Below are 14,675 nucleotides of genomic sequence, written 5' to 3'. Positions count from 1 at the left end.
TTTTTAAAAAAATAATTCACTAGACGCTTATCACTAATTATTAATTACTAAAAAAGACAAAAATGAGCGATAAATTATCACCAATAGAAGCCATAAAGACGAAAAGTGATGGGCTTAGAGGTACGTTAAAAGAAAGTATTGATTTGGATAATCATACAGGTAACGTACGACCAGATGATGAAACATTAGTAAAGTTTCATGGAATGTATGTGCAAGACGATAGAGATCGACGTGCGGAAAGAGCAGCAAAAAAACTAGACAAGCTCTATTCTTTTATGATTCGTTTGAGAATACCTGGAGGTGTTATTAATGCAGAACAATGGATAGCCACTCATGAAATATCTGAGCAATATGGAACGGGAACATTGAAAATAACAACACGTCAAACACTACAATTACATGGTTTGTTAAAACATCAATTAAGACCAACAATTCAAGCTTTTAACTTGGCAAAATTAGACTCAATTGCTGCTTGTGGTGATGTAAACAGGAATGTTATAGCGAGTTCTCATCCACAATTGTCTCCATTGCATAAGCAAATACATGATTATGCAGATAAAATCTCAACATTATTATTGCCAAAAACACAATCATATTATGATGTTTTTATTGATGGAGAAAAAATATATGAACGTTCAGCAGAAGCAGATCCGTTGTATGAAGATCGCTATTTGCCAAGAAAGTTTAAAATTGCAATTGCTATTCCTCCAAGTAATGACGTTGATGTTTTTACTAATGATATTGGATTAATTGCGGTGATAGAAGATAATGAATTAAAAGGATTTAACATTGTTATTGGAGGCGGTTTGGCAACTACTCACGGGAACCCAAATACCTATTCTAGATTAGGAAGTATTATAGGTTTTACGGATACGGAAGAAAAAACATTAAAGGCTGTTTATGAGATTTTAACAGTCCAAAGAGATTTTGGAAATCGGGTGGATAGAAAATTATCTCGTTTGAAATATACTGTAGATAAATTAACGGTTCAAGGCTTTAAAGAAGAATTGGAAAAAAGAATTGGTTTTCAATTTGAACCAGAAAGACCGTATGAATTTACTGAACGTTCAGATCGTTTTGGATGGGAGCAAAATCATGATGGAAATTGGTTTTATACCTTGTTCGTAGAGCATGGTGTAATTCGACCGTATCAAAAAGAGTTTCTACATGAAGTGGCTAAATTAAATGTGTCTAATTTCATTTTTTCTGGAAATCAAAATCTAATACTAGGTGAAATTTCAGAAGAGAATAAAGCTAAAGTAGAAGCCTTAATTGCGAGTTATGAAGTAGAAAAGCAAGATAGTGTTTTAAGAAAAAACTCAATGGCTTGTGTGGCATTGCCAACATGTCCTTTAGCTTTGGCAGAAGCACAACGTTATTTGCCAGTTTTGGTAACAAAAATTGAACCTATCCTAGAAAAGTATAACCTTCAAGATGATGAAATTACTATTCGTATGACGGGTTGTCCTAATGGTTGTGGTCGTCCGTACGTTTCTGAATTAGGTTTTATTGGAACTGGTCCAGAGCAATATAACTTCATGCTAGGAGGTGATCGATATGGTGAAAGGTTGAATAAGCTTTATAAAGAAAAACAAACTGAAACTCAAATATTAGAGGAGGTGGATTCTTTATTAGGAAGATATGTAAAAGAAAGAAATGAAGGTGAAACCTTTGGAGACTTTACATTTAGAGCGGTATTACAATAAGATAAAAAATAATGGGAAAGTAATGATGTTTTTGTTGTTGCTTTCTCATGTTTTATTGTTTGGACAAAAAAAGATAGACAGGAATCAGTTGCTTTGGCATGGGTATTATAATAATTTGGTTATAAGCGATAAATGGAGTCTTAAAAGTGAAATACAAGAACGACATTTTATTAAGCCATTAGCACAACATCAATTGGTTTTTAGAACAAATGTAGAAAGGAAAATTTTTGACAACTGGATAGAGACTTTTGGGATGACGCTTTTTTTGCAAAGTTCACAAGATCCGTATTCGAAGAACAATTTGATGGTGCCAGAATTACGACCTGATATTGGTTTTCAAAATATTCAAAAATATTCACTTTTTGCTATTTCTCACAAATATAAATTGGAGGCTCGTTTCTTTAATCAGTTAGAAGAAAATCAATTGACAAATACTTATGTTTTTTCAAATTTCAGAATAAGATATCAATTAGGTTTGGATATTCCGATTCTTAAGAAAGAAGAGAAGGATAGAGTAATTTTGAAAGTTAAAGATGAGATTATGATTAATGCAGGAAACAAAATAATAAAGAATGTTTTTGATCAGAACCGAATTTACGTAGGATTGAATTATATAGTTAATCCGTTGTTTTCTGTTGAAATGGGTTATATGAATTGGTTTCAACAGCAATCTTCTGGAGTTGATTTTTATAATAGAGATATCTTACGTTTTTCAATATTTCATAAAATTTATTTAAAAAAGAAAGAAAATGAATAACACATTGTTCCCAGTGTTTTTAAAAACTGAAACGGCTCATTTTTTGATTGTTGGAGGAGGAAATGTTGGTCTAGAAAAAACAGAAACCTTATTGCGACAGAATCCAGCGATTAGAATAACAATTGTTGGTACGATTATTTACCCAAAATTAAAGGAAGTAATAAATGCGCATTCAAACATCGATGCTTTTGAAAGGCCTTTTGAAGAAAATGATTTGAATGGGATTGATTTTGTAATTATAGGAACAGATAGTCCAGAGGTGAATTTAGAAGTTAGAAATCTAGCAAAATCTAAAGGAATAAAAGTTAATGCTGCAGATCAACCAGCTTTGTGCGATTTCTATTTAGGTTCTATTGTTAATAAGGGAAGTTTGAAAATTGCAATATCAACAAATGGAAAATCACCAGTCTTGGCAAAACGAATGAGGGAATATTTTACGGAGGTTATTCCAGATAATATTGAGGAAAGCTTAGATGTGTTGAATAAATTTCGTTCCAACCATAAAGGAGATTTTCAAGAAAAATTGAACGATTTAAACAAATTGACACAAAGTTTTGAAAAAAAGAAAAAAGAAGAAGGTAGGAATAAATACAAACGATTAGTGTTTACTCTAGCTTTGTCTTTCTTGATGTTGTTTGTAGGTTTTGGATTGTCTAATTTTGTTTCTTTTGCAGATTTTAAATTAGGACTTGTTTCAATTCCGAATGAATTTTATTTTATGCTTTTGGTTGGTTTTGTAGCGCAATTAATAGATGGTGCAGTAGGTTTAGGTTATGGTGTTACGTGTGCAACAAGCATGATGCTCCTAGGGATAAAATTGCCTGCAATTAGTGGAAGTATTCATACTGCAGAAATGTTTTCGAGTGCTATTAGTGGGTATTCTCATTATCGATTTGGAAATGTAAATAAACGAATGCTTTTTTGGTTGGCATTGTTTGGGGTTGTTGGAGCGGTTTTGGGAGCTTCTTTATTGATTTATCTTGGGAGTGAATATGAAAAAATAGCCTATGTTATTTTGTCAACCTATACATTTATTATTGGTATTAGGCTTTTGATTTTAGCTTTTCGGAAAATACAACTAAAAAAGAAAATTAAATTTTTAGGGTTTTTAGGTTTTTCGGGTGGTTTTATGGATGCTTTTGGTGGTGGTGGTTGGGGACCAATTGTAACTTCTACATTGTTAGCGAAAGGGAGAAAATCAAAATATGTAATTGGAACGGTGAGTTTGGCTGAATTTTTTGTCACGCTTTCTGCTTCTGTAGTTTTTTTTGTTTCTCTTGGGGTTAGTCATTGGTATGTTGTTTTAGGTTTAATTATTGGAGGTGTTTTTGCGGCTCCAATTGCGGCAAAATTAGCAGGAAAATTGTCTAGGAGGTTTGCTTTAGTGGCTGTTGCTATGTTGGTTATAATATTTAGTGTGAGAATGTTTTTTAGGATAATTTAAGAAAATCAAAATTGATAGTTTTTTTGTCTTTTAAAATTTGTTTATTTAGTTTTTTGTTCTGTTTTTTTATTATAAAATAATAAAATTTAGAAAAATAATCTAAATATTTTTTTTAGATAGAAAAATATTCTAGTTTTGTCTCGTTAAATAAAGTATTAGAAAATGAATTTCAAAGTATATAATATGTGTTTAGTTATGATGTTGAGAAATTCGAAGAGGTTTTCTATAGTAAAATAAAAAGTAACTATAGGCCTCTATGAAAATAGAGGCTTTGTTTTTAAAAATAGATTAAGAAAGAATTAAGATAATGAATAGAGAAAATAAAATAATGATGATGTGTAAAATGATGATGTGCATGTGCGCTATGATTTACCATTGCCAAAAGCGAAAGACTTAATTTTAGTTGTTTTCTATTCTTAAAAAGTCCTTTTGGTAAGTTTAACCTAAAGGACTTTTTATTTAATGTCAAAAAATAAAATATAATAATTTAAAAAAAACAAAAAATGAGTACACAAAAATTTTCAACAAATGCACTTCATACTGGGCATGATGTAACAAAATCTCAAGGAACAAGAGCGGTGCCAATCTATCAAACATCTTCATATGTTTTTAATGATTCAGACCATGCGGCTAATTTATTTGGTTTGTCTGAAGCTGGGTATATTTACACAAGATTAAATAATCCTACAAATGATGTTTTAGAACAACGTTTGGCAAGTTTAGAAGGAGGGATTGGAGCGGTAGTTACGGCTTCTGGAACTTCTGCAATTGCAACAACATTATTGGTTTTACTTAAAGCGGGAGATCATATTGTTGCTTCAAGTAGTTTGTATGGAGGTACTTATAATTTGTTAAGTGTTACATTGCCAAGATTAGGTATAACAACAACATTTGTTGATCCATCAAATTCAGAGAATTTTGCGAAAGCCATTCAAGAAAATACAAGAGCGATTTTTGTGGAGAGTTTAGGGAATCCTAAGTTAGATGTGTTAGATTTAAAAGCAATTTCAGATGTCTCTAAAACCAATAAAATACCTTTTATTGTTGATAATACAGTTGCGACGCCCTATTTGTTGAACCCAATAGCTCATGGTGCGGATATTGTAATTCATTCATTAACAAAGTTTATAACTGGAAATGGTACTTCTTTAGGAGGTGTAATTATAGATGCAGGAAAATTTGATTGGAGTAATGGAAAGTTTCCAGAATTTACTGAACCATCAGCAGGTTACCACGGACTAAAATATTATGAAGTTTTGGGAGCAGCTTCTTTTATTGCAAAAGTAAGAATAGAAGGATTGCGTGATTTTGGTGCAGCCTTAAGTCCTTTTAATGCTTTTCAAACTATACAAGGACTTGAAACATTAGCTATAAGAATCAAGAAACATAGTGAAAACGCATTAGAATTGGCTAAATGGCTACAGAAACAAGATCAAGTTGCATGGGTAAATTACCCTGGTCTTGAAAACTCTCCATATTATGCATTAGCTCAAGAATATTTGCCAGAAGGACAAAGTGGTATCGTTACTTTTGGATTAAAAGGAGGTTTTGAAGCAGCTAAAAAAGTAGCAGATAACACTAAGTTATTCTCTCTTTTAGCAAATATAGGAGATACAAAATCGTTGATTATTCATCCTGCAAGCACAACACATCAACAATTGTCAGATGAAGATCAGTTGACAACAGGTGTTTCTAAAGATTTAATTAGATTGTCTGTAGGGTTAGAAGATATAGAAGATTTAAAAACAGATTTAAAAACAGTTTTTGAAAAACTTCCTGTAGAAAGTATTGCGTAATTTCTATAGGTCTAGAGATTGTTGAAAAGGAATTATTGTTTTAAATGAAAATAAAATTTGGTTTGTGTTTGTAAAGGTGAGAAGTTATAGTTTTCCTTTTTTCAATTTGAAACAACCCTTTTTGATAATCTCTTTTAATTAATTTATATCTATTTAGAATGTCTGATTTAAAGGAAATAGTAATTGAAAAATGGGTTCTCGAGAACAGTAAGACTTTGAACAATGTGTCTTTGTTTTATCAAATTTTCGGACAACAACTTGGAACTACTCCAATAGTCTTAGTTAATCATGCACTAACAGGAAACTCAAATGTAGTTGGAAGAAATGGTTGGTGGAATGATCTGATTGGTGGGGGTAAAACAATCGATACAAATTTTTATACTGTTTTAGCAATAAATATTCCTGGGAATGGGTTTGATGGAGGTGAAGAGAACTTAATAAAAAACTATAAAGATTTTACCATAAGAGATATTGCTCAAGTTTTTTGGCAAGGTGTTTTGCAATTGAATATTAGTTCGCTTTTTGCTGTTATTGGAGGGAGTTTAGGAGGAGCTATTGCTTGGGAAATGAGTATTTTGAAGCCTGACTTAATTCAGAATGTAATTCCAATTGCTACAGACTGGAAAGCTACAGATTGGATGCTTGCAAATGTTCTTGTGCAGGATAGTATATTAAATCATTCATCTAATCCAATTCACGATGCTCGAATTCATGCTATGTTGTTATATAGAACACCTGAATCGTTAAAAAGTAAATTTGAAAGGAACATAAATCCTGAAAATAAATTGTTTGAAATAGAAAATTGGTTGCATCATCATGGTGATAAATTAGAAAAGAGATTTCAATTAAAAGCATATAAGTTGATGAATCATTTATTGAAAACCAATGATATAACAAGGGGAAGGAGAAGTGTAATAGAGTTAATTAAAAATGTCAAATCAAATATTCATATAGTTTCAATAGATACAGATGGTTTTTTTATGGCAAAAGAAGATGAAGAAACATATAAGATAGTAAGTAAAATAAAAAACAATATATATCACCATGAGATAAAATCGATTCATGGTCATGATGCCTTTTTAATCGAGTACGAGCAACTAGGTTCAATTTTAGAAAATGTGTTTGATGTAGTTTATATAAAATAAAAAGAGAATGAAAATATTAAAATTTGGAGGTAAATCTTTAGCAAATGGAGAGGGTTTATCAAAAGTGATTCAAATAATTGCTCAGAAATTTTTCAACAACGAATCAATAGCGGTAGTTGTTTCGGCAAGAGGTAATGCAACAGATGAGTTAATCAGTTTGCTTGAAAAGGCTCAAAAGGGAGATAGCTATGAGCAAGAATTAGCTTCTTTTAAACAATATCAACAGAATGAAATTGTTGAAGATGTTTTAGCTGAGGAGTTTTTACAATTGCAAAAACTTTTAGAAGGTGTTAGTCTTTTGAGAGATTATAGTGCAAGGATAAAAGATCAAGTAGTGGCGGTAGGCGAGTTAATTTCTGCAAAATACTTAGCATACATATTGAATCAAAATAACATTAAATCAAATTTTGTTGATGCAAGAGAATTGATAAAAACAGATGCTACTTTTGGTAATGCTCAACCCTTAGATGCTGTGTCAAAAAAGAATGTTGTTCAATTTTTTGCGAATCAACCTGAAGGAGTAAATATTCTAACAGGATTTATCGCTTCTACAATAAATAATGAAACAACTACTTTAGGAAGAAATGGAAGTAATTACACTGCTTCATTATTGGCAAATTATTTAGATGCTGAGGAATTTCAAAATTATACCCATGTTGACGGAATTTTTACAGCAAATCCTGAGTTGGTTTCGAATGCAAGAAAGATAGAAAAGCTTTCCTTTAATGAGGCGAATGAATTAGCTAATTTCGGAGCTAATATTTTACATGCTAAAACAATAATTCCATTAGTTGAAAAGAATATTCCTTTGCGAATATTAAACACATTTAATCCAGACAATCAAGGAACACTTATAACGGCAGAACAAACCGATGAAGGAATAAAGTCGCTTTCTATTCTTAATAATGTTTCGTTAATCAATTTAGAGGGAAGAGGTCTTCTTGGAAAAACAGGTGTTGATGCAAGAATTTTTAAAGTAATGGGAGATAATAATATAAGTGTTAGTATTATTTCTCAAGGATCATCTGAGAGAGGTATTGGAATTGTTGTTGAAGCTGAAAAGGCTTCAAAAGCGCTTATTGAATTAGAGAAAGAGTTTGAAAATGATTTTTATACAAAAGATGTAAATGGAATCACAGTTAATGATAATATTTCTGTGATTTCAATAATTGGTCAAGATTTGAGTACTTTTCATAAGCCTTATACGGCATTGATAAAAAACAAAATTGTTCCGATATTGTTTAATAATACTACAACAGGGAGAAATATAAGTTTAGTGATTCAAAAAGAAGATTTGAAAAGAGCTTTAAATGTAATTCATGGAGAGATTTTTGGTGTTTCTAAGAAAATAAATATTGCTGTTTTCGGACATGGACTAGTTGGAGGGACTTTAATAAACCAAATTTTAAATTCTGCTTCGGCAATTGAAAAAAGGAAAAATATTGCTTTGAATGTTTTTGCTATTGCAAATTCTAAAAAAGTGTTGTTAAATAATAACGGAATAAATAGCGATTGGAAAACTACTCTAGAAAATTCAGGGTTAGAATATACTGTTACTGATGTGGTGAAGTATGCAAGGGAACACCATTTGGAAAATTTAATTGCAATTGATAATACAGCAAGTGCTACATTTGTAGGAAACTATTCATACTTAATAGAGAATGGTTTTGATTTGGTTTCTTCAAACAAAATAGCAAACACATTAAGCTATGATTTTTATAAAGAACTACGTAAAACGATTGATAAAAATCAAAAAAATTATTTGTACGAAACAAATGTGGGCGCTGGTCTGCCTTTGATTGATACTATTAAATTATTGCATTTATCGGGTGAAAATATTACAAAAATTAAAGGTGTTTTTTCAGGTTCTCTAAGTTATTTATTTAATACTTATTCTAAGGAAGATAAGGATTTTAGTAATGTGCTTCTTGAGGCGGTTGATAAAGGATATACAGAGCCAGATCCAAGAGAAGATTTGTGTGGGAATGATGTGGCAAGAAAGGTTTTAATCCTTGCTAGAGAGTTGGATTTGCAAAATGAATTTGATGAAATTAAGATAGATAATTTAATCCCAGAACATTTACAAACAATTTCTCAGACAGATTTTTTTGAAAGGATAAGTGAGTTTAATCCGATTTATAAAGAAATAAAGGAAAAACAAGAACCAGGTCATGTGTTGAGATATATTGGGGAATTATCTGGGGATTTGCAAAAAGAGAAAGGACTTTTAGAAGTAAAATTGGTTTCAGTTTCTGAAAATTCTGCTTTGGGGCAGTTAAAAGGTTCTGACTCACTTTTTGAAATTTATACAGAATCATACGGGGAAAGACCGATTGTTATTCAGGGAGCAGGTGCTGGTGCTTCTGTTACTGCAAGAGGAGTTTTTGGAGACATTCTTAGATTAGCTGAAAAAAATTAAACATGGAAAATTTAGATTTTGGGTTTGAAACGCAAGCCATTCGTACACAGGTAGAAAGAACACAGTATTTAGAACATTCAGTGCCATTATATTTAACATCAAGTTTTGTATTTGAAGATGCTGAAGATATGAGATCTTCATTTGCAGAAGAAAAGGTTAGAAATATTTATAGTAGATTTTCAAACCCTAATACTTCAGAGTTTATTGAAAAAATATGCCAAATGGAAGGTGCTGATGATGGATGTGCTTTTGCTACTGGAATGGCTGCTGTTTATAGTACTTTTGCAGCTTTGTTAAATGCAGGCGATCATATAGTATCTGTTGGAAGCGTTTTTGGTTCAACTCATACGTTGTTTACAAAGTATTTCCCAAAATGGAATATTACAACGAGTTATTTTGATATTAATAAGCCAGAAACAATTGAAGAATACATCCAAACCAATACAAAAATACTTTTTGCAGAATCGCCAACGAATCCGGCAGTTGATGTTTTGGATCTTGAATTGTTAGGTCAAATTGCAAAAAAACACAACCTTATTTTGATTATAGATAATTGTTTTGCAACACCCTATTTGCAAAATCCAATTCAATTTGGGGCTGATCTAGTAGTTCATTCTGCAACAAAATTAATTGACGGTCAGGGAAGAGTTTTAGGAGGGGTAGTTGTGGGGAACCAAGAATTAGTAAGAGAAATTTATCTGTTTTCAAGAAATACTGGTCCAGCGATGTCTCCGTTTAATGCTTGGGTCTTGTCAAAAAGTTTAGAAACATTAGCTATTCGAGTAGAAAAACACTGTGAAAATGCATTGAAAGTGGCTCAATTTTTAGAGGAACATCCGAATGTAAAACAGGTGAAGTATCCATTTTTACCTTCACATCCACAATATGAAGTGGCTAAAAAGCAAATGAAACTAGGAGGTAATATTGTGGCTTTTGAAATTGAAGGAGGAATTGAAAAAGGAAGGCAGTTTTTGGATAAAATAAAATTTTGTTCTTTATCAGCAAATTTGGGAGATACAAGAACCATTGTTACGCATCCAGCATCAACTACACATAGCAAGTTATCAACTGAAGAACGTTTAGCTGTAAGTATTACAGATGGATTGGTTCGTGTTTCGGTTGGATTGGAAACTGTGGAAGATGTTTTGAATGATTTATCACAAGCGTTAAGTTGAAATTGCGGAAATTTAAACTACATCTTGGGTTTTGTGTGGTTAAAAAAACTAATTAAATTTTAAATTAAATAAAAACACAGATAAAATTTCTAAAAATTAATTTTATGATTACATTTGTGGTGTTCTTGAATAGTATGTTGTTATCATGAAAGCTGGAGGGAATAGACCCGTTGAAAGCTTAGCAACCCTACTCTTGTAGAAGGTGCTACATTCTAGTCTGTGTGTTAAGAAAATGCTAAGACAAAGATAACTTGGGTTTTTCCATTTTTTCATGATTATAACTTTGCAAAAAATTAGTTCTTTAAAAGTAGGGGCAAATATTTTGCGTTGTTTTAGAATCTGTTTTTCTGCTGTTCACACTATCTTTTTTTGGATTAGTTAATAAATTTTGTTGTGACCTAAAAAAAAGATGTTGTTTTCATCAGAGCTAAAAATGTTTTGTATTGATTTTTTGGTAGTAATAGATGAATTGTCTATTAAAGCCGTAAACTATTAACTCTAGTATGTCAAAAATTAACCAAGTAATAAAAGAAAGGATTCTTGTTCTCGATGGAGCAATGGGAACGATGTTGCAGCGCTATAATTTCTCTGAAGAAGATTTTAGAGGAGAACGTTTCAAGGATTTTCCACATCCTTTGAAAGGAAATAATGATTTACTTTCGATTACACAGCCAGAAGCTGTGAAGGAAGTGCATCGTTTGTATTTTCAGGCTGGAGCGGATATTGTAGAAACAAATACCTTCTCTGGAACTACTATAGGAATGGCGGATTATCATATGGAAGATTTGGTGTATGAGTTAAATTATCAATCGGCAAAGATAGCAAGAGAAGTTGCAGATGAGTTTACTGATAAACCACGCTTTGTTGCAGGGTCTATCGGTCCTACAAACAGAACGGCAAGTATGAGTCCAGATGTCAATGATCCAGGGTACAGAGCTGTAACATTTGATGATTTAAGAATCGCTTACAAACAACAAGTTGAAGCGCTGATTGATGGTGGTTCAGATTTGCTTTTGGTAGAAACCATTTTTGATACTTTGAATGCTAAGGCTGCTTTGTTTGCAATAGAAGAAGTTAAAGAGGAGAGAGGAATAGATATTCCTATTATGGTTTCGGGAACAATAACAGATGCGTCAGGAAGAACATTGTCTGGGCAAACTGTAGAAGGTTTTCTCATATCTATAGAGCATATACCGTTATTGTCTGTTGGGTTTAATTGTGCTTTAGGAGCAGATCAGTTAAAACCATATTTAAAACGACTATCTCAGAATACTCAATTAAATATATCTGCACATCCAAATGCTGGATTGCCAAACGCTTTTGGTGAATATGATCAAACACCAGAAGAAATGCAAGTTCTAATTAGAGAGTATTTAGAAGATAATTTGATAAATATAATTGGAGGTTGTTGTGGAACAACTCCAGATCATATAAGGCTAATTGCTGAAGTTGCAGCAGAATTTAAACCTAGAAAAATATAAGTTGACGCATGATGAAAGAAGGGGAATGTAAAAAACATTTAAGGCTGTCTGGTTTAGAACCATTGATTGTAACTCCTGAGAGTAATTTTATTAATGTTGGTGAGCGGACTAATGTGACTGGGTCTAGAAAATTTCTTCGTTTAATTAAAGAAGAAAAATATGACGAAGCATTAGATATTGCAAGGCAACAAGTAGAAGGAGGAGCTCAAATCATTGATATTAATATGGATGAAGGAATGCTCGATGGTGTTTATGCAATGACGAAATTTTTAAACCTCATTGCTGCAGAACCAGATATTGCACGAGTACCTGTAATGGTAGATAGTTCCAAATGGGAAATTATTGAAGCAGGTTTAAAAGTGATTCAAGGGAAAGGTGTTGTGAATTCGATATCTTTAAAGGAGGGAGAAGAAAATTTTAAAAGACAAGCTAGATTAATAAAAAGATATGGTGCTGCAGTGATTGTGATGGCTTTTGATGAAGTTGGACAAGCTGATAACTATGAGAGAAGAATAGAAATATGCAAGCGATCCTATGATATATTGGTTAATGAAGTGAAGTTTCCACCTCAAGATATAATTTTTGATCCTAATATTTTTCCTGTTGCTACAGGAATGGAAGAGCATAAATTAAATGCATTAGATTTTTTTAGAGCAATAAAATGGATTCGTGAAAATTTGCCCTACGCTGGGATTTCTGGAGGGGTGAGCAATGTGTCATTTTCATTTAGAGGAAACGATAAAGTAAGAGAAGCAATGCATTCTGCTTTTCTTTTTCACGCTATAAATAATGGGATGACAATGGGAATTGTTAATCCTGAGATGCTTGAAATCTATGATGAAATTGATAAGAATTTATTAGAACATGTTGAAGATGTTTTATTGAATAGAAGAGAAGATGCTACTGAAAGACTTTTAGATCTAGCGGAGAGTTTTATCGGTGAAGCAAAATCAACTGAAAAAGCGGTTCAAGAATGGAGAAATGGTTCAGTTCAAGAACGATTGACACATTCGTTAGTTAAAGGTGTTGATGAATTTATTGAAGTAGATGTTGAAGAAGCTCGATTGAATGCGACAAAAGCAATAGAGGTTATTGAAATAAATTTAATGGCTGGAATGAATGTTGTGGGAGATTTATTTGGTAGTGGGAAAATGTTTTTACCTCAGGTTGTAAAATCTGCTAGGGTGATGAAAAAGGCAGTAGCCTATTTGTTGCCATATATTGAAGCAGAAAAAACAAGTAGTTCTTCGAGTGCAGGTAAGGTGTTGATGGCAACAGTAAAAGGAGATGTTCACGATATTGGAAAGAATATTGTAGCGGTGGTATTAGGATGTAACAATTTTGAAATAATTGATTTAGGAGTCATGGTACCTCCTGAAAAAATTATCGAAACAGCTATCAAAGAGAATGTTGATATAATAGGGTTGAGTGGTTTAATTACGCCATCTTTAGATGAAATGGTTTATTTAGCTAAGGAAATGGATAAATTGAATATAAAAATACCTATCATGATTGGAGGCGCAACGACTTCTCGTGCTCATACTGCAGTAAAAATTGCACCAGAATATAGGGAAACTGTTGTTCATGTGAATGATGCTTCAAGAGCGGTTACTGTAGCTAGTAATTTGTTGCAAAAAGAAACTAGACTTTCGTATGTTAAGTCAATAAGAGAAGAATATGATAAGTTAAGAGATGGATATTTAAACAGGAGTAGAGACAAGAATTTTCATTCAATAGAAGATGCAAGAAGAAATAAGTTTAAGATAGATTGGGATGCTTTTGAGCCTATTAAACCAAATTTTATTGGTACAAAAACAGTTCATGTTGAATTGTCTGAATTAATTGATTTTATTGATTGGACTCCTTTTTTTCAATCGTGGCAACTGTTTGGTAAATATCCAGCAATTTTAACAGATGAGGTAGTAGGAGAGCAAGCGACAAATCTTTTTTTAGATGCACAATCAATGTTGAAAAGGATTATTTCTGAAAAATGGTTTGAAGCAAGAGGTGTTTTAGGGATTTTTCCTGCTAATCAGATAAATGATGATGATATAGAATTAACTACCTCAAATGGGGTGGAGAAATTTTTGACACTTCGTCAACAATCACAAAAGACAGTTGGAGCTCCAAATATTGCATTGTCTGATTTTATAGCTCCAAAAGATTCAGGGAAGCAAGATTATATAGGGTGTTTTTGTGTTTCAACAGGTTTTGGTGTGGATGAAAAAGCTGCAGAATTCGAAAAAGAACTGGATGATTATAATGCTATTTTGGTAAAAGCTTTGGGAGATCGTTTTGCTGAAGCCTTTGCTGAATATTTACATTTAAAAGTGAGAAAAGAAATTTGGGGTTATGCATCTGATGAAAAATTAACAAATACAGAGTTGATTAAAGAGGAGTATAAAGGGATTAGACCAGCTCCGGGTTATCCTGCGTGTCCAGACCATTTGGAAAAACCTACCATTTGGAAACTTTTAGATGTAGAAAATGAAATAGGCGTTCGTTTAACAGAAAGTATGGCAATGTGGCCAGCGGCTTCAGTTTCGGGATACTATTTCGCAAATTCACAGAGTAAGTATTTTGGTTTGGGGAAAATAAAGGAAGATCAAGTCAAAGATTATGCTAAAAGAAGAAGTATTAGTGTGGAACAAGCTGAAAAATGGCTTGCTCCTAATATAGCAGATTAATTTTGTGTTCTATAGAGTGGAATTGTAAACTCACTTTATAAAACACATTTATAATACAATATACA

The 14,675-nt window shown here is 32.2% G+C and carries 9 protein-coding genes and 1 riboswitch; all 9 genes read left to right on the top strand.

The genetic code is table 11. The features are described 5' to 3' along the window. The first annotated feature begins 62 nt into the window (after nucleotides 1–62). Nucleotides 63–1,706, top strand: a complete 1,644-nt coding sequence (locus ACZ49Z_RS04810; protein WP_464307053.1) for an NADPH-dependent assimilatory sulfite reductase hemoprotein subunit — start codon at nucleotides 63–65, stop codon at nucleotides 1,704–1,706. Beyond that, a complete protein-coding gene (locus ACZ49Z_RS04805; protein ID WP_464307052.1) occupies nucleotides 1,657–2,463 on the top strand; it encodes a DUF2490 domain-containing protein in 807 nt (268 codons plus the stop codon). Before ACZ49Z_RS04810 ends, ACZ49Z_RS04805 begins: the two co-directional genes overlap by 50 nt. Further along, nucleotides 2,456–3,907 carry a TSUP family transporter gene (locus tag ACZ49Z_RS04800; RefSeq protein WP_464307051.1) on the top strand — a complete coding sequence of 484 codons (1,452 nt, stop codon included), beginning with the start codon at nucleotides 2,456–2,458 and terminating at the stop codon, nucleotides 3,905–3,907. Before ACZ49Z_RS04805 ends, ACZ49Z_RS04800 begins: the two co-directional genes overlap by 8 nt. A gap of 503 nt (nucleotides 3,908–4,410) precedes the next feature. Then, complete coding sequence (locus ACZ49Z_RS04795) at nucleotides 4,411–5,703, top strand: O-acetylhomoserine aminocarboxypropyltransferase/cysteine synthase family protein (RefSeq protein ID WP_464307050.1); 1,293 nt, start codon at nucleotides 4,411–4,413, stop codon at nucleotides 5,701–5,703. Nucleotides 5,704–5,861: 158 nt separating this feature from the next. Next, nucleotides 5,862–6,848 carry an alpha/beta fold hydrolase gene (locus ACZ49Z_RS04790; RefSeq protein WP_464307049.1) on the top strand — a complete coding sequence of 329 codons (987 nt, stop codon included), beginning with the start codon at nucleotides 5,862–5,864 and terminating at the stop codon, nucleotides 6,846–6,848. 7 nt (nucleotides 6,849–6,855) lie between these two features. After that, entirely contained in the window at nucleotides 6,856–9,267 is a 2,412-nt protein-coding gene (gene thrA / locus ACZ49Z_RS04785; RefSeq protein ID WP_464307048.1) for a bifunctional aspartate kinase/homoserine dehydrogenase I, read from the top strand. A 2-nt stretch (nucleotides 9,268–9,269) separates the two neighbouring features. Then, entirely contained in the window at nucleotides 9,270–10,442 is a 1,173-nt protein-coding gene (locus ACZ49Z_RS04780) for a trans-sulfuration enzyme family protein (protein WP_464307047.1), read from the top strand. 137 nt (nucleotides 10,443–10,579) lie between these two features. Then, a riboswitch (SAM riboswitch) is annotated at nucleotides 10,580–10,695 on the top strand. A gap of 250 nt (nucleotides 10,696–10,945) precedes the next feature. Beyond that, the gene (locus ACZ49Z_RS04775; protein WP_464307046.1) at nucleotides 10,946–11,923 is read left to right on the top strand and encodes a homocysteine S-methyltransferase family protein; all 978 of its coding nucleotides are present in this window, start codon (nucleotides 10,946–10,948) and stop codon (nucleotides 11,921–11,923) included. Between the two features lie 11 nt (nucleotides 11,924–11,934). Then, nucleotides 11,935–14,610, top strand: a complete 2,676-nt coding sequence (gene metH / locus ACZ49Z_RS04770) for a methionine synthase (RefSeq protein ID WP_464308045.1) — start codon at nucleotides 11,935–11,937, stop codon at nucleotides 14,608–14,610. Nucleotides 14,611–14,675: the final 65 nt, after the last annotated feature.

The organism is Flavobacterium sp. KY-23415, assembly GCF_055384985.1.
This window is presented reverse-complemented; position numbering and strand designations above follow the sequence as displayed.

Bases quoted from the DNA above. Each gene is read 5' to 3' on its own strand.
- ACZ49Z_RS04810 (WP_464307053.1), top strand. From the start codon at position 63: ATGAGCGATAAATTATCACCAATAGAAGCCATAAAGACGAAAAGTGAT.
- ACZ49Z_RS04805 (WP_464307052.1), top strand. From the start codon at position 1,657: ATGAAGGTGAAACCTTTGGAGACTTTACATTTAGAGCGGTATTACAAT.
- ACZ49Z_RS04800 (WP_464307051.1), top strand. From the start codon at position 2,456: ATGAATAACACATTGTTCCCAGTGTTTTTAAAAACTGAAACGGCTCAT.
- ACZ49Z_RS04795 (WP_464307050.1), top strand. From the start codon at position 4,411: ATGAGTACACAAAAATTTTCAACAAATGCACTTCATACTGGGCATGAT.
- ACZ49Z_RS04790 (WP_464307049.1), top strand. From the start codon at position 5,862: ATGTCTGATTTAAAGGAAATAGTAATTGAAAAATGGGTTCTCGAGAAC.
- thrA (WP_464307048.1), top strand. From the start codon at position 6,856: ATGAAAATATTAAAATTTGGAGGTAAATCTTTAGCAAATGGAGAGGGT.
- ACZ49Z_RS04780 (WP_464307047.1), top strand. From the start codon at position 9,270: ATGGAAAATTTAGATTTTGGGTTTGAAACGCAAGCCATTCGTACACAG.
- ACZ49Z_RS04775 (WP_464307046.1), top strand. From the start codon at position 10,946: ATGTCAAAAATTAACCAAGTAATAAAAGAAAGGATTCTTGTTCTCGAT.
- metH (WP_464308045.1), top strand. From the start codon at position 11,935: ATGAAAGAAGGGGAATGTAAAAAACATTTAAGGCTGTCTGGTTTAGAA.